The 21,345-nt window shown below is 66.2% G+C and carries 17 protein-coding genes; 10 read left to right on the top strand and 7 right to left on the bottom strand.

Translation table 11 applies throughout. The annotated features are described in order from the left end of the window. Nucleotides 1–13: 13 nt before the first annotated feature. Nucleotides 14–451 (bottom strand): MarR family winged helix-turn-helix transcriptional regulator, encoded by a 438-nt coding sequence (locus C7440_RS10685; protein ID WP_040548296.1) that lies wholly within the window; start codon nt 449–451, stop codon nt 14–16. A gap of 291 nt (nt 452–742) precedes the next feature. Here C7440_RS10685 and C7440_RS10690 point away from each other — a divergent pair, with 291 nt between their 5' ends. From C7440_RS10690 to C7440_RS10735, 10 genes are read left to right on the top strand one after another with little or no spacing between them, the layout of a single operon-like run. Further along, nucleotides 743–3,094: an indolepyruvate ferredoxin oxidoreductase subunit alpha gene (locus tag C7440_RS10690; RefSeq protein WP_116518498.1), complete on the top strand. Its 2,352-nt coding sequence runs from the start codon at nt 743–745 to the stop codon at nt 3,092–3,094. A gap of 10 nt (nt 3,095–3,104) precedes the next feature. Further along, nucleotides 3,105–4,655, top strand: coding sequence for an indolepyruvate oxidoreductase subunit beta family protein (locus tag C7440_RS10695; RefSeq protein WP_116518499.1), 1,551 nt, complete (start codon nt 3,105–3,107; stop codon nt 4,653–4,655). A 49-nt stretch (nt 4,656–4,704) separates the two neighbouring features. After that, nucleotides 4,705–6,033, top strand: coding sequence for an aromatic ring-hydroxylating dioxygenase subunit alpha (locus tag C7440_RS10700; RefSeq protein ID WP_116518500.1), 1,329 nt, complete (start codon nt 4,705–4,707; stop codon nt 6,031–6,033). Then, nucleotides 6,030–6,524 (top strand): aromatic-ring-hydroxylating dioxygenase subunit beta, encoded by a 495-nt coding sequence (locus tag C7440_RS10705; protein WP_116518501.1) that lies wholly within the window; start codon nt 6,030–6,032, stop codon nt 6,522–6,524. Before C7440_RS10700 ends, C7440_RS10705 begins: the two co-directional genes overlap by 4 nt. A 17-nt stretch (nt 6,525–6,541) precedes the next feature. After that, nucleotides 6,542–8,173: an AMP-binding protein gene (locus C7440_RS10710; RefSeq protein WP_116518502.1), complete on the top strand. Its 1,632-nt coding sequence runs from the start codon at nt 6,542–6,544 to the stop codon at nt 8,171–8,173. Next, entirely contained in the window at nt 8,170–9,345 is a 1,176-nt protein-coding gene (locus C7440_RS10715; protein WP_017523149.1) for a thiolase family protein, read from the top strand. The genes C7440_RS10710 and C7440_RS10715 overlap by 4 nt, the downstream gene beginning before the upstream one ends. Further along, nucleotides 9,342–10,583, top strand: coding sequence for an SDR family NAD(P)-dependent oxidoreductase (locus C7440_RS10720; protein WP_116518503.1), 1,242 nt, complete (start codon nt 9,342–9,344; stop codon nt 10,581–10,583). Before C7440_RS10715 ends, C7440_RS10720 begins: the two co-directional genes overlap by 4 nt. Before the next feature lie 34 nt (nt 10,584–10,617). Continuing rightward, on the top strand, nt 10,618–11,463 hold the full coding sequence (locus C7440_RS10725; RefSeq protein ID WP_371743456.1) for a cyclase family protein: 846 nt from the start codon (nt 10,618–10,620) through the stop codon (nt 11,461–11,463). Beyond that, nucleotides 11,460–12,188, top strand: coding sequence for an SDR family NAD(P)-dependent oxidoreductase (locus C7440_RS10730; RefSeq protein WP_116518505.1), 729 nt, complete (start codon nt 11,460–11,462; stop codon nt 12,186–12,188). The genes C7440_RS10725 and C7440_RS10730 overlap by 4 nt, the downstream gene beginning before the upstream one ends. A gap of 13 nt (nt 12,189–12,201) precedes the next feature. Then, nucleotides 12,202–13,422: an MFS transporter gene (locus C7440_RS10735; RefSeq protein ID WP_207775400.1), complete on the top strand. Its 1,221-nt coding sequence runs from the start codon at nt 12,202–12,204 to the stop codon at nt 13,420–13,422. A gap of 45 nt (nt 13,423–13,467) precedes the next feature. Here the strand turns inward: C7440_RS10735 and C7440_RS10740 are convergent, their stop codons facing one another. From C7440_RS10740 to C7440_RS10765, 6 genes are read right to left on the bottom strand one after another with little or no spacing between them, the layout of a single operon-like run. Then, nucleotides 13,468–17,124 (bottom strand): hydantoinase B/oxoprolinase family protein, encoded by a 3,657-nt coding sequence (locus C7440_RS10740; RefSeq protein WP_116518506.1) that lies wholly within the window; start codon nt 17,122–17,124, stop codon nt 13,468–13,470. Further along, nucleotides 17,121–17,666 carry a winged helix DNA-binding protein gene (locus C7440_RS10745; RefSeq protein WP_017523143.1) on the bottom strand — a complete coding sequence of 182 codons (546 nt, stop codon included), beginning with the start codon at nt 17,664–17,666 and terminating at the stop codon, nt 17,121–17,123. The genes C7440_RS10740 and C7440_RS10745 overlap by 4 nt, the downstream gene beginning before the upstream one ends. Next, on the bottom strand, nt 17,659–18,030 hold the full coding sequence (locus C7440_RS10750) for a 2Fe-2S iron-sulfur cluster-binding protein (RefSeq protein ID WP_116518507.1): 372 nt from the start codon (nt 18,028–18,030) through the stop codon (nt 17,659–17,661). The genes C7440_RS10745 and C7440_RS10750 overlap by 8 nt, the downstream gene beginning before the upstream one ends. Beyond that, entirely contained in the window at nt 18,027–19,778 is a 1,752-nt protein-coding gene (locus tag C7440_RS10755) for an FAD-binding protein (RefSeq protein ID WP_116518508.1), read from the bottom strand. The genes C7440_RS10750 and C7440_RS10755 overlap by 4 nt, the downstream gene beginning before the upstream one ends. Beyond that, nucleotides 19,775–20,512, bottom strand: coding sequence for an ABC transporter ATP-binding protein (locus C7440_RS10760; protein WP_116518509.1), 738 nt, complete (start codon nt 20,510–20,512; stop codon nt 19,775–19,777). Before C7440_RS10760 ends, C7440_RS10755 begins: the two co-directional genes overlap by 4 nt. Further along, entirely contained in the window at nt 20,496–21,338 is an 843-nt protein-coding gene (locus tag C7440_RS10765) for an ABC transporter ATP-binding protein (protein ID WP_243410883.1), read from the bottom strand. Before C7440_RS10765 ends, C7440_RS10760 begins: the two co-directional genes overlap by 17 nt. Nucleotides 21,339–21,345: the final 7 nt, after the last annotated feature.

Raw genomic sequence — 21,345 nt, forward strand, 5'->3', positions numbered from 1 at the left:
CCTGACGGCGCCCTTAGCGCTTGATGATGTCGCGCAGCATGTCGACCAGCCGATCGGCGTGATCGGGATCGAGCTTTTCAAGCAGGCGATGCTGGTGCTGCATGGCCAGGTCGCACAGCCCGCTGATCAGGCGCGTGCCCTTGGGGGTGATCTTGACCAGCGTCTGGCGCCGGTCGACACGGGATGTCTTCAATGTAACAAGGCCTTCAGACTCTAGCCGGGGCAACACCTTGCTGAGGGTGGGCTGCTTTGTAACCGCCAGTTCGGCCAACTCGCCCACCGTTTCGCCCTCGCCCTCGATAAGGCTGCCCAGCACCCGCCACTCGGTGACGGTCAGGCCGGCCTTGCGCACCTCTTTGTGGAACTCTTCGGAAATGCGATGGCTGGCCAGCGCCAGCACCGAAGCCAGGTAGCGATGAACGAATCGAGGCTGCGCCCCCTGATTTTGCATAGAATATTCCTTGTCGGCCACGGTGCGCAGAAATGCCCCGCAGCCCGTTTTCCATTCCGCGAAAATCGTATTCCAATTGATATGGGGCGTCAATGTAATGGTTTGCCCTTATACACAAGCATCTGTTCTTTATATTAAATTTCCATAATCCATGAATTTTCATGTTTTTATTGACAGCGCCTTGCGTCAAACCTAAATTAACCGGAAAGGCCCGCCATTCACGCGGGGCCGTTCCGGTATTTGTGCTTTACCGCTGCCGGTAGAACACCCCTCTCTCTTTGTGGAGACACCATGGCAGAACGTTCATTCAAGAAAGAAGTACAGCAGCTTCGCATCGCTCCGGGCGAAGAATTTCGCGGCGAAGGCATCCTGGCCGTCACCAAGGGGCTGCTGCAGTCCGGCGTCAGCTACGTCGCGGGCTATCAGGGCGCGCCCATTTCGCACCTGATGGACGTCCTTTCCGACGCGCAAGACATCCTGGAAGACCTGGGCGTGCACTTCGAGGCCAGCGCCTCCGAGGCCACCGCGGCCGCCACGCTTGCCGCGTCGGTCATGTATCCGGTGCGAGGCGCCGTTACCTGGAAATCCACCGTAGGCACCAACGTCGCCTCCGACGCCCTGGCCAACCTGGCCTCTGGCGGCGTCAAGGGCGGCGCGCTGGTCATTGTGGGCGAAGACTACGGCGAGGGCTCGTCCATCATGCAAGAGCGCACCCACGCCTTTGCCATGAAATCGCAGATCTGGCTGCTCGACCCGCGTCCCAACCTCGAAAGCATGGTCGATGCCGTCGAGCACGGCTTCCAGTTGTCGGAGGCTAGCAACACGCCCGTCATCCTGCAACTGCGCATTCGCAGCTGCCACGTCCATGGCCGTTTCATCACCAAAGAAAACAAGCGCCCCGAGTACACCCTGGCCCAGGCGCTCGACAACCCCGAGCGCGACGTCAGCCGCATCGTGCTGCCGCCGGCCTCGTTCCTGCACGAGCACGAAAAGGTCAACAGCCGCTGGCCCGCGGCGGTCGAATTCATCAAGCAGAACAAGCTCAACGAATTCATCGACGGCGACCTGAGCGACATCGGCCTCATCCTGCAGGGCGGCCTGTACAACGGTGTCATCCGCGCCCTGCAGCTGCTGGGCCTGGCCGACCACTTCGGCAACAGCCGCATCCCCCTGTACATCATGAACGTCACCTATCCGGTGATCGACGACGAGGTGGCCGAGTTCTGCCGCGGCAAGAAAGCCGTGCTGATGCTCGAAGAGGGCCAGCCCAACTACATCGAGCAGAATATCGCCACCATATTGCGCCAGAAGGGGGTCGACGCGGCGCTGGAAGGCAAGGGCGTGCTGCCCATTGCAGGCGAGTACACCACCGCCGTCATGCGCGACGGCCTGCAGGCCTTTCTTGAAAAGCACCACCCCGAATCCCTGCCCGTCATCGACGCGCCCGCCCCCGAGCCCCTTGCCCCCTCGGCCGCGGCCACCGCGACGGCAACCGCCACGGCCACCATGCCGGCCATCGAAGAAGACGGCGACCTGGCCATCGAAGAAGACCATCCGGCCAACGGCCATGCGGCGCACGCCAATGGAGCGCCCACGGTCATACCCCGGGTCCAGCCCATGCAGGTGGACCAGGTTGCGCGCAAGCCCTCGGTGCAGCCCATCAACTTCCAGCGCCAGGTCAGCGAACTGGCCCAAGTGGTGCCGCCCCGGCCCGCCGGCTTCTGTACAGGCTGTCCCGAGCGCCCGGTATTTTCGGCGCTTAGCCTGGCCCAGGAAAAACTGGGCGAACACCACATCGCCTGCGACATCGGCTGCCATCTGTTCTCTATTCTGCCGCCCTTCAACCTGGGCGCCACGACCATGGGCTATGGCCTGGGCGCCTCAAGCGCCGCGGCCTTCAACGTGCCTTCGTCCAAGCGCTCCATCTCCATCATGGGCGACGGCGGCTTCTGGCACAACGGCCTGGCATCCGGCATAGGCAACGCCGTCTTCAACAAGTACGACGGCGTCATCATCATCATCGACAACTTCTACGCCGCCGCCACGGGCGGGCAAGACATTCTGTCGTCCCGCGCCGCCAATAAAAGCCGCTCCACCAACAACCCCATCGTCGACGCCGTGAAGGGCGTGGGCGTGAAGTGGGTGCGCGTGCTCGACCGCACCTACAGCGTCTCCAAGGTGCAGGCCGCCATCGAAGAAGCCCTGACCACGCCCGAAAAAGGGCCCAAGGTCATCATCGCTCAGTCGGAATGCATGCTGAACAAGCAGCGGCGCCTCAAGCCGCAATTCCGCGCGGCGGTCAAAGAGGGCAAGCGGGTGGTCAAAGAGCGCTTCGGCGTCGACCCCGACGTCTGCACGGGCGACCATGCCTGTATCCGGCTCTCGGGCTGCCCCTCGCTTACCATCAAAGATAGCGGCGATCCCCTCAAAGAAGACCCCATCGCCCATGTGGACAACACCTGCGTCGGCTGCGGAAACTGCGGCGAGGTTGCCCATGCCGCCGTGCTGTGCCCCTCGTTCTACCGGGCCGACCTCATCCACAACCCGACTCAGTGGGACCTGTTCAAGGCCAAGGTGCGCCAGCGCGTCATCGGCCTGCTGCAGTCACGCCGCAGCCAGCGCCTGAATCAATATTCGTTCTAAGAGCCGAGCCATGACAAGCACTACATTCCAAGCGGGTTCGCCCATCAAGATCGCCATCCTGGCCATGGGCGGCCAGGGCGGCGGCGTACTGGCCGACTGGATCGTCGACATGGCCGAACATGCCAAGTGGTGGGCGCAAACCACCTCGGTGCCGGGTGTGGCCCAGCGCACGGGCGCCACCATCTACTATGTCGAGATGCTGCCCGAATCCGACGTCGAGGCGGCCGGCAGGCCCCCCGCGCTGGCCATGATGCCCACCCCGGGCGACGTCGACCTGGTGGTCGCCGCCGAACTCATGGAAGGCGGCCGTGCCATCCAGCGCGGCCTGGTCACGCCCGACCGCAGCACTCTTATTTCTTCCTCGCACCGCAGCTACGCGGTGGGTGAAAAATCCGCGCGGGGCAACGGCATCGCCGATTCCAACAAGGTCATCGAAACCGGCCAGGCGGCCGCCAAGCGCTTCATCTGCGTCGACCTGCAGGCCCTGGCCGACCAGGCCGGCAGCGTCATCAGCGCCAGCCTGTTCGGTGCCGTGGCCGGCAGCGGCACCCTGCCCTTCACGCGTGAAGACTTCGAAGAAACCATCCGCCGCGGCGGCGTGGGCGTAGAGGCCAGCCTGCGGGCCTTCGCCCTGGGCCTCGAGGCGGCCGCCAATGCGCCGGCCGAACCCGCGCGCGTCAGCACCGAAAAGCCCTCGCCCGAGGTGCCCGAAACAGCCTCGCACCCCCGCATCCGCAAGCTGCTCGACGACCTGCGCCAGAATTTCCCGGCCGCGGCCCAGCCCATGCTGGTGGCCGGCCTGCGCCGCACCGTCGACTTCCAGGACCCGGCCTACGGCGCCAAGTACATTGACCACGTCCGCGCCCTGCGCAAGCTCGACGAACAGTACGGCGGCCAGGCCAAGAACTGGGCGCTTACCACCGCGGCGGCCCGCTACGTGGCCGTGGCCATGGCCTACGACGACGTCATCCGCGTGGCCGACCTCAAGACGCGGGCCGCGCGCTTCGAGCGCGTGCGCGGCGAAGTCGGCGCCAAGGCCGACCAGCTGCTCTACACCACCGAATACATGCACCCCCGCGTGGAAGAGCTGTGCGGCACCATGCCCGCCCCCCTGGGCCGCTGGGTCGAGAACTCGAAATTCGCCAGCGGTCTGCTGGGCCGCTTCTGCCGCAAGGGCCGCTTCCTGCAAAGCGGCACGCTGACGGGCTTTCTCATGCTGTACGCCCTGGCCGGCATGCGCCGCTTCCGCCGCAGCACCCTGCGCCACCGCATCGAGCTCAAGAGCTTCGAGGCCTGGCTGCGCCTCATCGAAGAAACCGCGCCGGTCGACTACGACCTGGCGGTGGAAATCGTTAACTGCCGGCGCCTGGTCAAAGGCTACAGCGATACGCACGAGCGCGGCGAAAGCAAATACCAGCGCCTCATCGCCGCGGCCGCCGACCTGCGCGGCCGCCCCGAGGCCGCCCAGCGCCTGCGCGAACTGCGCGAGGCCGCGCTGGCCGACGACAAGGGCACGAAGCTCGACACCATGCTGGCCCAAGAGCTGAAACTGGCTGCATAACCCTGGCCGCGCCCCGCGGGGCGCGGCCATTGTTCTCGACGAGGCTACCATGAGCTATCGCAACAACCCCGAAGCCATACAGGCATTGGTGCGGCCCACCGAGGTCCATAAAGATCTCTTCATCAGCGAAGAAATCTTCCAGCTCGAGATGGAGCACCTGTTCGCCAACACCTGGGTCTATGTCGGCCACGCCAGCCAGGTGCCCAATGCGGGCGACTACTTCACCACCACGGTGGGCGACCAGCCCGTGGTCATGGTGCGGCACAACGACAACTCGGTGCGCGTGCTGTACAACCGCTGCCCCCACAAGGGCGTCATGGTGGTCAACGACCCTTGCGGCAACACCGGCAAGTTCTTTCGCTGCCCCTACCACGCCTGGTCTTTCAAGACCGACGGCGCCCTGCTGGCCCTGCCCCTGAAGCGCGGCTACGATCCCGAAGTCTTCAAGCAGACCGAGGCCTCGCAGGGCATGGCACAGGTCGAGAACGTGCACAACCACCGCGGCTTCATATTCTGCCGCCTCAACCCCGAGGGCCAGAGCTTCGAGGAATTCTTCGGCGAATCGCTCAGCACGCTCGACAATATGGTCGACCGCTCGCCCGAAGGCAAGCTCGAGGTGGTCGGCGGGGTGCTGCGCTATATGCACGACTGCAACTGGAAGATGCTGGTCGACAACCAGTCCGACACCTGCCACCCCATGGTGGCGCACGAATCTTCCGCCGGCACCGCCGTACGGGTCTGGAACGAGGCCCCGGAAGGCACGCCCAAACCCATGGCGGTCGAGCAGTTCGCGCCCTTTATTTCATCGTACGAGTTCTTCGAAGGCATGGGCATCCGCGTGTGGGAGAACGGCCACGGCCATACCGGGGTCAGCGACTCCATCCACGCCGCCTACTCCGACATCGAGGGCTACCACGAAAGCATGGTCAAGGCCTATGGCGAAGAACGCACAAAGCAGATTCTGGGCGACGTGCGCCACAACACCACCTACTTTCCCAACATCATGGTCAAGGGCCCCATCCAGACCCTGCGCATCTTCAAGCCGCTGGCACCCAACAAGACCCTGGTCGAGTCCTGGACCTTCCGCCTGGTGGGTGCGCCCGACAAGCTGCTCGAGCGCACGCTGATGTACAACCGCCTCATCAACGCCCCCACCTCGATGGTGGGCCACGACGACCACGAGGTCTACGAACGTGGCCAGCATGGCCTGCATTCCCGTGGCCGCGACTGGGTCAACGTGGCCCGCCTGTACGAGCCCAGCGAACTCGACCGCAAGAACGAAGTCACCAACGGCACCAACGAGTGGCAGATGCGCAACCAGTACCGCGCCTGGGCCAATTTCATGACCGCCGACATGCAGCAGAAGGAGCCGGCATGAGCGCCATCACCGACCAGCAACTCGTCGACTTCGTTTATGCCGAGGCGCGCATGCTCGACGAGCGGCGCTTCGAAGCCTGGCTCGATCTGTTCACCGAAGACGGCTACTACTGGATGCCGCTGGAGCACGGCCAGACCGACCCGCGCCTGCACACTTCATTGCTGTATGAAGACAAACTGCTGCTGCGCGTGCGCGCCGAGCGCCTGGCGGGCCAGCGCACCTTCTCGCAGCAGCCCAAAAGCCGAAGCCACCATTTGCTTGCGCGGCCCGAGATCGAAACGGCACACGAGTGGCATGCGCCCGAAAAAGGGCAATACGTGGTGCGCACGGCCTTTCACTACGTCGAAACACGCCTCGACCAGCAAATACTCTATGCCGCCTGGTCCACGCATCAACTGGTCGCCGCCGAAGACGGCCTGCGCATCCGCCTGAAGCGCGTCGACCTGGTCAACTGCGACTCCGCCTTGCGCAGCATCCAACTTCTTATGTAACCAAAGGGGCCCGCATCTTGTCCTCGACCGTATACCAGGCATTTTCGGCCACTGCGCAGCAATGGCCCGACAACCCCTTTCTTCATATCGTGCCTGAAACGGCCGGCATCTATGGCGTTCCCGCCGGCGAACTGCACTATCGCCACGCGCTCGACGCCATCGACGCGCTCAAGCTGGCCTATGAAAAGGCCGGCTACGGCCACGGCCACCGGGTCGGCCTGCTGCTCGAGAACCGGCCTTCTTTCTTCCTGCACTGGTTCGCCTTGAACGCGCTGGGCGTCTCGGTGGTTCCCATCAATGCCGACTTGCGCGCCGCCGAGCTGCAATACCTTATCGGCCACTCCGAGATCGTCCTGGCCGTGGCCCTGCCCACGCACCACGAGGCCTTGCGCGCAGCGGCCGAGACCGCGGGCCGGACGGTGGGCATCATCGCCGACGGCGACGTGCCGCCGCCGCCCGCCTTCGGCGCGCCCCACGCCGGCCGCGAGCCCGGCATCGATACCGAATGCGGCCTGCTGTACACCTCGGGCACCACCGGCCGCCCCAAGGGCTGCATACTGCCCAACGAATACTATCTGCACTGCGGCAACTGGTATTCCAATGTCGGAGGCCTGGCCGCCCTGCGCCCCGGCAAGGAACGCATGCTTACCCCCCTGCCGCTGGTCCACATGAACGCCATGGCCTGCTCGACCATGGCCATGGTGGTCACGGGCGGCTGCCTGATTCCGCTCGATCGCTTCCATCCGCGCAGCTGGTGGGACACCGTGCGCGAATCGGGCGCCACCGTCGTGCACTACCTGGGCGTCATGCCCGCCATCCTGATGAAGGCCGAACCCGGCCCTGACGACACCCGCCACCAGGTGCGCTTCGGCTTTGGCGCGGGCATCGACCGCAGCCTCCACGCGACGTTCGAAGAGCGCTTCGGCTTTCCCCTGCTCGAAGCCTGGGCCATGACCGAAACCGGCTCGGGCGCCGTGGTCATCGCCAATCACGAGCCGCGCTTCATCGGCAGCAGCTGCTTCGGCAAAGAGGCCGACGAGGTCCAGGTGCGCATTGTGGACGACGCCGGCCAGCCGGTGGGCCCCAACCAGGACGGCGAGCTGCTGGTGCGGCATGCGGGCGAAAATCCGCGCTTCGGTTTCTTTGCCGGCTACCTGAAAGACCCCGCGGCCACCGATGAGGCCTGGAAAGACGGCTGGTTCCATACCGGCGACATCGTGCGGCGCAACGAGCACGGCTACCTGCACTTCGTCGATCGCAAGAAAAATGTCATCCGCCGCAGCGGTGAAAACATCGCCGCCGTCGAAGTCGAGAGCGTGCTGCTGCAGCACCCGGCCATCAAGGCGGCCGCCGTGGCGGCCGTGCCCGACGCCCTGCGCGGCGACGAGGTGCTGGCCTGCCTGGTGTGCGAGCCTGCTCCCGCCGAAGCCGACCTGCACGGCCTGGCGCGCGACATCGTCGCCTGGAGCCTCTCGCAACTGGCCTATTACAAAGTGCCGGGCTACGTGGCCTTTGTAGACGCCCTGCCGCTTACCCCCACCAACAAGATACAGCGCGGCGAGCTCAAGAACCTGGCTCCCACGCTGCCGGGCACGCCACGCTGCTTCGACACCCGCGACTTGAAGAAACGACAGGAAACGCCCACATGAGCACCGGCCGCATCGGCTATGACGGCGTGGTGGCCACGGTGCCCGTCACCGTGCCGTACGTGCGCTATTCCATACACAGCGCCCACTGGTGGCTGGGCAAGGCGCTGGGCGCCCTCATCGGCCAGGCCGGCGTGGCCAAGCAGCAGGTCGACGGCCTGTGCGTCTCGAGCTTCACGCTGGCGCCCGACACGGCGGTGGGGCTGACCCAGCACCTGGGCATGTCGCCGCGCTGGCTCGACCACATCCCCATGGGCGGGGCCAGCGGTGTCATCGGCCTGCGCCGCGCGGCGCGCGCCGTGCAAAGCGGCGACGCGAACATCGTGGCCTGCATCGCGGGCGACACCAACCATGTCGACTCCTTCCGGCACACCGTCAGCCAGTTCTCGCGCTTTGCGCAAGACGCCGTCTACCCTTACGGGGCGGGCGGGCCCAATGCCAGCTTCGCCCTGCTGACCCGCCACTACATGCGCGAAGCCGGCGCCACGCGCGAAGACTTCGGCAAGCTGTGCGTGGCGCAGCGCGCCAACGCCCTGCTCAACCCCAACGCGCTCATGAAGAAGCCGCTGACGCTCGAGCAGTACCTGGAATCGCGCGTCATCGCCGACCCCATCCACTTGTTCGACTGCGTCATGCCCTGCGCAGGCGCCGACGGCTTTCTCGTCATGCGCGAAGAACAGGCGCGCAAGCTGAACCTGCCTTTCGTGCGCATACTGTCCACCATCGAACGGCACAACGCCTGGATCGAAGACCCCATACAGATGCGCGGCGGCTGGACCATGGACCGCGAAGAGTTCTACTCGCTGGCGGGCGTGGGCCCCGAAGACGTCGATCTGATGCAAGCCTATGACGACTACCCGGTCATCAACATGATGCAGATCGAAGACTTGGGCTTTTGCGACAAGGGTGCGGGGCCCGAATTCGTGCGCAGGCACAGCTTCACCACCGACGGCAGCTTTCCGTTCAACACCAATGGCGGCCAGCTTTCGGTGGGCCAGGCAGGCGCCTCGGGGGGCTACCTGGGCATGATCGAAACCCTGATGCAGCTTACCGGCGCAGCCGGCCCGCGCCAGGTGGCCGATGCGCGCATCGGCCTGGTCAGCGGCTTCGGCATGATCAACTACGACCGCGGCATCTGCACCGCCGCGGCCCTGCTTGCCAGGAGCGACGCATGACCGAGCCATTGAGCAAGCCGCGCAAGAAAGACCCCATCGCCCGCACCCGGCGTCCCACCCTGCCGCCCGCCAGCCGCAGCCGCCGCGCCCTGGGCCTGACGGCCGCGGCGGCCCAGGGCCGCTTCGAGCTTCAGGTGTGCCAGGCCTGCTCGGCGGTGCAGTACCCGCCGCGCGAGGTCTGCCACGACTGCCTGTCGGACCAATTGCGCTGGCAGCCGGTCGACCCTTCGGGGCGTCTGCTGGCCACCACCACGCTGCACCACAGCAACGATCTGTATTTCCGCGAACGCCTGCCCTGGCGCGTCGGCACCGTCCAGCTCGATTCCGGGCCCAGCGTCGTGGCCCACGTCCATGGCGACTGCCAGGAAGGCGACGCCGTTCGGCTCAGCCTCAAGCTCGATCGCAGCGGCCAGGCCGTGATGATCGCTCTCCCCAAGAAGGCCACCCCCAATATGGAAGACGACAAGACATTGCGCGAAACCTCCTGCGATCCGAAGTTCCGCCGCGCGCTGGTCACCGACGGCAAGTCGGCGGTGGGCATGGCTGTTGCCCGCGCCCTGCTCGACGCCGGCGCCACCACGGTGTTCGTGGGCGACCCGGCCTCGTGGCGCAAGTCGGCGCAGTTCGACGCCCTGTGCGCCGACCCCCGCATCCAGGTGCAGGCGCTCGACGTCACCGACACCGATTCGGTTGAGCGCGTTTCGCGCTCCATCGGCGGCAAGGTCGAGATCCTGGTCAACACCGCCCTGTATGAGCGCGATGGCGGCATGCTGCACAACCGCGACCTGGTGAAGGCGCAGGATTCGTTCAATGTGAACTGCGTGGGCCTGATGCGCCTGGCGCAGCACTTCGGCCCCGGCATGGCCGGGCGGGCCGCCGACGGCGTCAACAGCGCGGTCGCCTGGGTCAACATCCTGTCCATTTATGCGCACATGAACCTGCCCTCGCAAGGCCTCTGGTCGGCCTCGCAGGCGGCGGCGCTTTCCATGAGCCAATGCCTGCGCAACGAGTTCCGGCCCTCGGGCATCAGGGTGGTGAACGTCTTCTCGGGGCCCGTCGACTACGAATGGGAACAACTGACACCGCCGCCGCGCGTGGCCCCCGCCGCTCTGGCGCGAGCCATCGTCGGCGCCCTGAAGGAAGGCGTCGAAGAAGCTTATGTAGGCGACGTGGCGCAAGAGTTCCGCGCCCGCCTGGCCGACAACCCCAAGGCGCTCGAGCGGGAACTGGGCGCCTGATGCCCACGCACCCCACGCAAACCGGAAGCACAGCATGAGCACGCAACCATCCGAAGGAACCACCATGACGACTTCCGTCCTGGGCCAGTTCATGTCCGAACTGCTGTCGGGCAGGATACGCATCGTCGACCTGACCGAAACCCTGACGCCCGAGTTTCCCACCATCGTCCTGCCGCCCGAGTTCGGCCAGGCCTGGCCCTTTCGCATCGAAGAAATCTCGCGCTACGACGAGCGCGGCCCGGCCTGGTACTGGAACAACTTTTCATGCTCCGAGCACACTGGCACCCACTTCGATGCGCCCGTGCATTGGGTCAGCGGCAAAGACCAGCCCAACAACACGGTCGACACCATTCCCATCGAGGCCTTCATCGCCGAGGCCTGCGTCATCGATTGCTCGAAAGAGTCGCGCGAGAACCCCGACTTTCTGCTGACCATCGATTTCGTCGAACAGTGGGAAGCCGTCCACGGCCGCATCCCGGCCCGCTCGTGGGTGTTCATGCGTACCGATTGGTCCAAGCGCAACAAGCCCGACGATTACCTGAACATGGACGACGAAGGCGCGCATTCGCCCGGCCCCGATGGCAATGTAGTGCCGTGGCTGATCAAAGAACGCGACGTGCACGGCTTCGGAACCGAATCGGTGGGCACCGACGCCGGCCAGGCGCAGCACCTCGAGCCGCCCTACCCCTGCCATTACTATATGCACGGCAACAACCGCTATGGCCTGCAGTGCATGGCCAACCTGGACCAGCTGCCGCCCACGGGCGCGGTCATCTTCTCGGCCCCCCTGAAGATACGCAGCGGCTCGGGCAGTCCCCTGCGCGTGCTGGCCCTGGTGCCCAACGCCGCGCCCGTCCCGAACCCAGGAGAACCACGTTGAGTACTACGCATACTGCAATCGTCACCGGAGGCAGCGCCGGCATCGGCGCCGAGATCGTGCGCCAGATGCTCGACGCGGGCTACGAGGTCGTTTCCATGGCGCGCCGCGCACCCGACTTCAGCCACGCTCGCCTGCACAATGTGCAGGTCGACCTGCTGGACGCCCAGGCCACGCAACAGGCCGCGGCCGAGGCCGCGCAGCAGTTCCCGATCACGCACTTCGTGCACAATGCCGGCGTCATCTGGCCCAACATGCTGCCCGAGGTAAAGCTGGATGAACTTCAGGGCCTGACCCAGATACACCTTGGCGCGGCCATACAGATCACGCAGGCCTGCCTGCCCCGCATGCAGGGCGGCCAGTTCGGCCGCATCGTCCTCATGTCGTCGCGCGGCGCGCTGGGCCTGCCCACGCGTACCGCCTATTCGGCCACCAAGGCGGGCATGGTGGGCATGGCGCGCACCTGGTCGCTCGAGCTGGCGGCCCACGGCGTCACCGTGAACGTGGTGGCCCCGGGCCCCATCGCGACCGACATGTTCTACGACGTCGTCGAAGCGGGCAGCGAACGCGAAACCAGCATCGCCAAGGGCATACCCGTGCAGCGCCTGGGCCGCGCGGACGACGTGGCCCGCGCGGTCATGTTCTTCTGCGATCCGGCCAACAGCTTCATTACGGGCCAGACCCTGTATGTCTGCGGCGGGGCCAGCGTCAGTTCGGTGACGATCTAGGGCCTGTCGACACGTGCCGACGCCGCCGCCCTCCAGACCCTCCCGGGCCGAAATCGGCAATGTATTGATTCTGGCCGGCAGCCAGAGTCTGTTCACCATTACCACCATCACGGTCATGACGCTGGCCAGCGTCATCGGGCTGCGGCTCAGCGCCAGCCCCGGCCTGGCCACCCTGCCCATCGCGCTGATGATGTTCGCCACTGTGCTGACGACGCTTCCGGCCTCGCTGCTGATGCGGCGCATAGGCCGACGCGCCGGATTCATCCTGGGCGCCACGGCGGGCGGCGCGCTGGGAAGCGCGCTGATGCTCGCAAGCGTTGCACGCCCCTCCTTTCCCCTGTTTTGCGCCGGCATGTTCCTGATAGGCATCTACCAGAGCTTCGGGATGTACTACCGCTTCGCCGCCGCCGACGTGACGCGCCTGGAGTTTCGCAGCCGTTCCATTTCGTTCGTGATGACGGGCGGCGTGGTGGCCGCCGTGCTGGGGCCCATCAATGCACGCGCACCACTGGGGCTGATCCCCGCGATACCGTTCGGCGAATCATTTCTGGTCACGCTGCTGGTGTCGCTGCTTGCCGCCACCCTGCTTCTGCAGCTGCGGGTGCCCACCATTGAAAGCCCGCGTGAAGAGGCGGCCATTCGCCCGCTTGCCGCAGTGGCGCGCCATCGGGGCTTCGTGCCCGCCGTCCTGGCCAGCACCGTAAGCTTTTCACTGATGGTGCTGTACATGACGGTCACGCCGCTCGGCATGCAGGCACAGGGCTTCGGCATGGTGGACATCACGATCGTGGTCCAAAGCCAGGTGCTGTCCATGTTCATCCCGGCCTTCTTCACCGGCGTTCTGATCAACCGCATCGGCCTGCTGCCTATTCTGTGGGCAGGCGTGGCGCTGATGAGCCTGGCCATGCTGATCGGTGCGGTCAGCGCCACGCTGTCTCTCTACGTGGCCTCGCGTATCGCATTCGGCGTGGGCTGGAACTTCGTGTTCGTCGGCAGCGCGGTGCTGCTGTCCACCACCCACGCCCCCGCCGAGCGCGGCAAGGTGCAGGGCGTCAATGACCTGACGATGTTCATCGTGGCCACGGTGGGCTCCATCGCCGCCGCTGGGTTGCTGCAAAAGCTGGGCTGGAACATGCTGCACCTGGTGTCGCTGCTGCCCGTGGGCCTGGTGGGCGCGTCATTGCTGTGGCTGCGCAAGGGCCGTGGCGCGGCCGCGACCATTACGCAAGTCTGAAGCCTTCGTGCGGGCCGCTTTGCGCCCTGCACGAAGGCTCAACCATCACTCGCCGAAACCACCCCCGCCGGGTGTCAGTATCTCGAAGCAATCGCCGGCTTGCAGCTCGGCGCTGTCGGCATGCCTGATGGGTTCGACGCGGCCATCGGAGCGGATGACCCGGCTTTCTCCGCAGGCGCCCGGCTGGCCGCCGCGCGCGCCGAAGGCGGGATGAATCCAGCCGTTGGCCAGAAGCGATACCGTCATGGGCTCGAGGAAGCGCAGGGTGCGCAAGCCGCCGTCGCCGCCATGCCAGCGGCCCGCGCCGCCCGAGCCGCGCCGGATCTCGTAGCGCTCGAGACGCACCGGCACGCGCAATTCAAGTACTTCGGGATCGGTCATGCGCGAATTGGTCATCTGGGTCTGCACGACCGAGGTGCCGTCGAAGCCGCCCGCCAGGCGGCCTTCGTCGTCGAAACGGCCACCCGCGCCCGCGCCTCCGGAAATGGTCTCGTAATACTGGTGGCGCGCGTTGCCGAAGGTCAGGTTGTTCATGGTGGGCTGGCTGCCCGCGTTCACGCCCAAGGCTCCGTACAAGGCGTTGGTCACGCAGGTGGAGGTCTCGACGTTGCCCGCCACCACCGCCGCCGGATAGCTGGGATTCAGCATGGAGTCTTCGGGCACGACCAGGGTTAGGGGCTTGAGCCCGCCTGCATTGATCGGGATGTCGTCGTCGATCATGGTGCGGAAGACATACAGCACCGCGGCCGTCGTGACCGCGCGCGGGGCGTTGAAGTTGTTGGGCAGGCGCGGCGAAGTGCCGGTGAAATCCACCGTGGCGCTGCGCGTGGCCTGGTCGACCGTAAGCTTGACCTGAATGCGCGCGCCATTGTCGAGCAATTGGGTGAACTCGCCGTCGGTAAGGCGAGAAATCGCCCGCCGCACCGATTCTTCGGCATTGTCCTGCACGTGCTGCATATAGGCATGCACCACTTCCAGGCCATAGGCCTCGACCATGTTGAGCAGCTCTTCGCGGCCCTTTTCATTGGCTGCGATCTGGGCCCGCAGGTCGGCCAGGTTCTGGTCGATATTGCGCGCCGGATAGGGCCCGCTTGCCAGCAGTTCGCGCAGCTCGCGCTCGCGCATGCGCCCGCCCTCGACCAGGCGGAAGTTGGTGATCAGCACGCCTTCTTCATCGATGGTGGTGGAATTGGAAGGCATCGATCCGGGCGTAAGCCCTCCGATGTCGGCATGGTGGCCGCGCGAACCGACGTAGAACAGAATGTCGCGGCCCTGGGCGTCGAACACCGGCGTTACCACCGTGACGTCTGGCAAGTGGGTGCCGCCCGCATAGGGATTGTTCAGCACAAAGACATCGCCGGGCCGCATGCTGCCGCGGTTGGCTTCGTTCACGGCCTGGATGCTGGCGCTCATGGAGCCCAGGTGCACGGGAATGTGCGGCGCATTGGCAACCAGGTCGCCCTTGGCGTCGAAGATGGCGCAAGAGAAGTCGAGCCGCTCTTTGATGTTGACCGAATAGGCCGTGTTCTGCAGGCGGTAGCCCATCTGCTCGGCGATCGACATGAAGAGATTGTTGAAGATCTCGAGCATGACCGGGTCGGCCTGGGTGCCGATGGCGTAGCGCTGCGGACGCGGCGTGGCGCGATCGAGCACGATGTCGCCGCGTTCGGTCACGCTTGCCCGCCAGCCCGGATCGACCAGCGTGGTGGCATTGGCGTCGGTGATGATGGCGGGCCCCAGCAGCACGTCGCCCACGCGCAGGTCGGCACTGCGGTACAGCGGGCAATCATGCAATTCATCGTCGGCGTGGATCTGCACGGTATCGAAGCGTTCGGGCAACTCGCCGGCGGCGCGCGGCTGGCTCTCGAAGACGCCGGCGGCCTTGTCCGATTCGTCGCCAATGGCCTCGGCCACCGCCGATTCGATCACCAGGCGCCGGTCGGGCATAAGAAAGGAGAAGCGCATCGAATAGGCCTGCTCGAAAGCGGCAAGCATGGCTTCGGCGCTGCCAAGGACCACGGGCAGCGAGGTATCGGTGCCTTCGTAGCGCAGATACAGGCGCTGCTCGACACGGATATGGTCTTCCGACACTTGCTGGGCAAGAAGGTCGTTGCGGGCCAGTTCGCACAGTTCCTGCAGCACGGCCCTGGCTTGTGCCTCGCCTTCGGCGTCCCACACCTTTTCAACCGAGCGCTCGCGTATGGCGGTCGCCGCCGCCAGGCCCATGCCATAGGCCGACAGCACACCGGCCAGGGGATGAACCAGCACCCGGGGCATGGCCAGGGCATCGGCCACCCGGCAGGCATGCTGGCCGCCGGCGCCGCCGAAGGTGGTCAGGGTATAGCGGGTAACGTCGTAGCCGCGCTGCACCGATATGCGCTTGATGGCATTGGCCATATTGGCCACCGCGATGTCCAGGAAGCCCTGCGCCAGTTGCTCGGGGGTAATCGCCCGGCCGGTTTCGGCGGACACGCGCTGGGCCAGCTCGGCGAACTGCCGGCGCACCACGTCGGCATCGAGGGGCTGGTCGGCCTCGGGCCCGAACACGGCGGGAAAATGATGCGGCTGGATGCGGCCCAGCATGACATTGGCGTCGGTGACCGTAAGCGGACCGCCGCGGCGGTAGCAGGCGGGCCCGGGGTTGGCACCCGCCGACTCGGGGCCGACGCGCAGCCGGGCACCGTCGAAATACAGGATGGAGCCCCCACCGGCGGCCACGGTATGGATGCTCATCATGGGAGCGCGCAGCCGCACGCCCGCCACGACGGAATCAAAAGCGCGCTCGTACTCGCCGGCATAGTGCGATACGTCGGTGGAGGTGCCGCCCATGTCGAAGCCGATGACGTGCTCGAAACCGGCGATGGCCGATACGCCCGCCATGCCGACGATGCCGCCGGCGGGGCCGGACAAGATGGAATCCTTGCCCTGGAAGGCATGGGCGTCGGTAAGGCCGCCGCTGGACTGCATGAACTGCAGGCGCACCCCCGGCAGCTCGGCCGCCACGCGGTCGACGTAGCGGCGCAGTACCGGCGACAGATAGGCGTCGACCACGGTGGTGTCGCCCCGCGCCACGTAGCGGATGAGCGGGGACACTTCATGCGAGACCGAAACCTGGGTATAGCCCGCTTGACGGGCCAGGCCGGCCAGGGCCTGTTCGTGGGCGTTGTTGCGATAGCCGTGCATCAGCGCGATGGCGATGGCGGTAAAGCCCCTTTCGCGCGCCTGCTCGAGCGCCTTGCGCGCCAATTCGGCGTCGAGCTTGCGCACGACGTTGCCCTGGGCGTCCAGGCGCTCGTCGATCTCGATGACCTCTTCGTGCAGCAGCTCGGGCAGCACGATGTGCCGGTCGAACAACCGAGGGCGATTCTGGTAGCCGATGCGCAAGGCGTCGCGAAACCCCTTCGTGACGGCCAGCACCACGCGCTCGCCCTTGCGCTCGAGCAAGGCATTGGTGGCCACCGTGGTGCCCATCTTGACGACTTCGATGCGCTCGACGGGTATGGGTTCGTTGCGGGCCACGCCCAGCAACTGGCGTATGCCCTGCACCGCGGCGTCGGGGTATTGCTCGGGGTTCTCGGACAGCAGCTTGGCGGTAAGCAAGGCGCCGTCCGGCCGGCGGGCCACCACGTCGGTGAAGGTACCCCCCCGGTCTATCCAGAACTGCCAGCGCCCGGCGCCGGTCTGGCTGAGCGGGGCGCTCATAGCGAAGACGCCGCGCGGGCGGCCTGGTCGTACAAACCCGAAAGCATGCGCAGGCGGGCCGCCATGGCCGACATGAGCTCGGCATCGGCCAGTTCGCCTTCGACCGTGGGCAGCAGGCAGCGGTTGCGCACCTTGCGGAAGCGTTCGAGCAAGTCGGCGCCTGCCGGCGTGGTGGCGTAGAAGACTTCTTTGCCGACCTTCTCGCTGCGGGCCAGCTTCATGCTGACGAGCTTCTTGACGGAATAGTTGATCACGTGGCTGTCCTCGTAGTTGAGGGTGAAGCAGATATCGGCCAGCCGCTTGCTGCGGTCGCGATGGTGGACATGATGCAGCACCAGCACGTCGGTGACGGCAAGGTCGGGCTCGCCGGCGGCCCGCATGCAGCGCACCACCCAGCGCGCGAACGCGTTATGGGCCACCATCAGCCCGAACTCGAACTCGGACAGGGAGGGATGAGGCCCCCGCGCCAGGTGCTCGGACGACAGGATACGCGGCGGGCAGTCGTCGGAATGGCCCGCTGCGGGGCCACGTGCGTCAGTCATCGGCATTTTCCTCTTGGTCGAATCTTTCCTTGACGGGCGCGATCTCGGAGATGAGGTCGCGGACCCGCGCCTTGTTGGGCAGCGGCGCGACCTGGTGCCTGGCACCCGGCTGCATGCGCGCCACACAGGCGTAGACCACCTTGCCGTCAAGAATCATCATGCACTCTTTGCACGCATTGGCGTTGATGCACGAATAGCGCACTGCCAGCGTGTCGTCCAGATGTTCGCGCACCCAACGCAGGCCGTCCAGCAAAGAAGCCGCCGCCCCTTCGGGCAGTTCGTACTCCTGCGTGCGCGAGGGCCCACCGCCCACACCGCGCTGCACTTCCAGGATGATGGTTCGATCTTTGTCTTGCGTATTCATGCCTGCCCCTCGTATTCGGTTCCGCCGGCGGGAATGTCGACCGGCGTGTCCAGGCGCCGCACGGGCTCGGTCTCGAGCCGCCATTGCCCATCCCGCAGCGCCAGCGTCTGGTTCAATGTCCAGGCATCGTCCATGCCCGGGAAATCATCGCGTTGGTGCGCGCCGCGGCTTTCGCGCCGGGCGATCGCGCTGCGCGTCACGGCCTCGGCCACCAGCAGCATGTTGTGCAGGTCGAGCGCATCGAGGCGCACGGGGTCCTGCGGCCCGCCGTCGCCGGGCAGCGCGTCGCCCAGCTCGGCCTTCAGCACCTGCAGCTCGGCCAGGGCGTGCTTCAGGCCGTCTTCATTGCGGAAGGGGCCGACGCAGTCTTGCATCAGGGCCTGCAGGCGGGCAATAAGGGCCGCCACGTTGGGCGCTTCGCCGACCTGGGGCGCAGGCTCGAGCCGCGCCAGCGTCGGGCCGGCCAGTTCCAGCGCACGCGGCGGCTGCAGCGCCTGCGCATCGGCCGCGTAGGCCGAGGCGGACCTTCCGGCCTGCAGGCCGAAGGACACGGCCTCGGTGATGGCATTGCCCGACAGTCGGTTGGCCCCGTTCGCGCCGCCCACGGCCTCGCCGGCTGCGTACAGGCCGGGCACGTCGGTGGACATGTCGACCTCTACGCGGATGCCCCCCATGTGATAGTGAGCGATGGGCGCGACCTCGATGGGTGATTTGGTCAGGTCGATGCCATTGGCCGCGAGCTTGTCGATAATGGGGCCGAAGGCCTTGCGCAGTGTTTCTTCAGGCACGTGCTGGAAGCTGAGATAGGCGCCGCCCGCCGGCGATCCGCGACCGGCCTCGACCTCTTTCAAGATGGCATAGGTGGCGGCGTCGCGCGTAATGGTGTAGCCCTTCTCTTCGCCCGCGTGGCCGTATTTTTCGACGAACTCTTCGCCCAGGCCGTTAAGCAGCCGCCCGCCCAGCTTGTAGCGGAAGGGGTCCCACATGATGGGGTCGAAGCCCACCAGGCGGGGCGCCAGGTGGCCGATGGGGAAGAACTGCACGAACTCCATGTCGATAAGCCGCGCACCCGCGCGCAGCGCCAGGGCATAGCCGTCGCCGCCCATGTTCAGCGAGGCGCTGTTGCGGCGGTACAGCCGGGTAAGCCCGCCCGTGGCCACGATGACGGCGCCCGCGCGTATGACCACGGGCTGCCCGGTGGTCAGGTGCAGGGCCACGGCGCCACAGACGCGCCCGTCTTCGACCAGCAGTTCGAGCACCAGCAGGTCGCCATAGCGTTCGATGCTGTCGTCGTGCGCCACCTGGGTGCGCAAGGTCTTGGCCACGGCCGGGCCGGTGTTCAGGTAGTCAACGTAGACGCAACGCGGACGGTCGTGCCCCGGCGCCTGGGCCTGGGTAAGATGGCCGTCGCTGCGCGCCCAGCCCACGCCCCAGCTGTCCAGCAGGCGGATCGCATCGACGCCGCTTTCGCACAGCAGGCGGGCAAGCGGCTCGCTGCACAGGCCGCGCCCCGCCTTGAGCGTGTCGGCATAGTGGTGGCGCCAGTCGTCGGGCGTCTGTTCGCCCAGGGCCACGGCCACCGTCATCTGCGCCATGATGGTGGCGCCGCCCCGGCCGATCAGGCTGCGGTCGGTCATGATGACGCGGCTGCCGGCCTGCGAGGCCGCCAGCGCGGCGCTCATGCCGGCACCGCCGGCGCCGATGATGAGTACGTCGGTTTCCCGGTTCACAATTTCTTCAGCAGTCATGCCGCCCCCAAGTAAGCTTTCTGAACGGTGGGATCGGCCGCGAGCTCGGTCGCGCCGCCCTGCAAAATAACGTGCCCGTGCTGCAGCACGTAGGCGCGGTCGGCCAGTTCAAGCGCAATGCGCGCGTTCTGCTCGACCAGCAGTATGGTCTGCCCCGCTGCCTTCCAGCGAAACAGCACCTCGTAGACCAGGTCGACGAACTTGGGCGAAAGGCCCATGGAGGGTTCGTCAATACAGATGAGCTTGCCTTTGCGCAACCAGGCCCGGCCCAGCGCCAGCATCTGCTGCTCGCCTCCTGAAAGGGTTCCCGCTGCCTGCTTGCGCCGTTCGGCCAGGCGCGGAAACGACGCGAACACCTCTTCCAGGTCGTGTTCGATTTCGTCCTTCTGGCGGCGTCGGGGATAGGCGCCCATCAACAGGTTCTCGTAGACCGACATCTCGGGAAACACCCGCCGCCCCTCGGGCACGCTGGCCACGCCGCGCTCGATGACGTCGGGCGAGGAAAGGCCGTGGATGGGCTCGCCCTGGAGCAGGATGCGCCCGCGCGAGGGATGGACCAGGCCCAGCACCGACTTGAGCGTGGTCGACTTGCCCGAGGCGTTGCCGCCCAGCACGGACACCACTTCGCCGGCCTGCACGTGCAGGCTTACGCCGAACAGCGCCTGGACGGGCCCGTAGTGGACGTCGATGTCATCCACCAGAAGAAAAGGCTGATTCTTATCCAAGGTGAGCATCCGATGAAACAGGGCGGGTGCGAACCCGTCCCAGATAGGCTTCGACGACTTCGGGATGGTCGAGCGCGTGGTCGGGATCGCCCTGCGCCAGAACCTTGCCCTGGTTCAGCACAATGACCCGATCGGCCACCGAACGCACCAGCGACAGCTTGTGCTCGACCACCAGCATGCCCAGCTGCGGCCGCATGCGCCGCAGCTCGAGCAGCAGCCTGGTCAGCTCGCCGGTTTCGGTCGGGTTCATGCCCGCGGCCGGTTCGTCCAGCAGCAGGTAATCGGGCTGGCCGGCCAGCACGCGGGCGATTTCCAGGCGCCGGCGATTGGCGTACGAAAGGCTGAAGGCGGGCTGATCGCGGCGCGGCCACAGCCGGTCGCCAAACAGCTGCAGTGTTTCACGCACGATGGCCTCTTGGCCCTCGACCTTCTTGCGCCAGCCGCGCAAGGGCAGCAGCCCCGCCAGCAGCTCGTAAAGCGGATTGACCAGGACGCGTCCGTGCTCACGGCGCAGCAGCCTGGCCTGGGTGCCCAGCATCACGCTGTCCCACACCGACAGGGCGGGGAACACCCGCGAGGTCTGGAAGCTGCGCCCGATGCCCAGCCTGGCGATGCGCTCGGGAGGCAGGCGGTCGATGCGCCGGCCGTCGACCATGATATGGCCGCCCGAAAGGCGCTCGATGCCACTGATGAGCTGGATGAGGGTGGACTTGCCCGCGCCATTGGGCCCCACCAGGGCCAGTGTTTCGCCCGGCGCCAGGCTGAAGCTGACGTCGTCCACCGCCTTGACCCCGTCGAAGTGGCGCGATACGCTCTGGACATGTATGCCTTGCATTGTGGAC

The sequence above is a fragment of the Pusillimonas noertemannii genome, assembly GCF_003096595.1.
Classification (GTDB): Bacteria; Pseudomonadota; Gammaproteobacteria; order Burkholderiales; family Burkholderiaceae_B; genus Pusillimonas; species Pusillimonas noertemannii.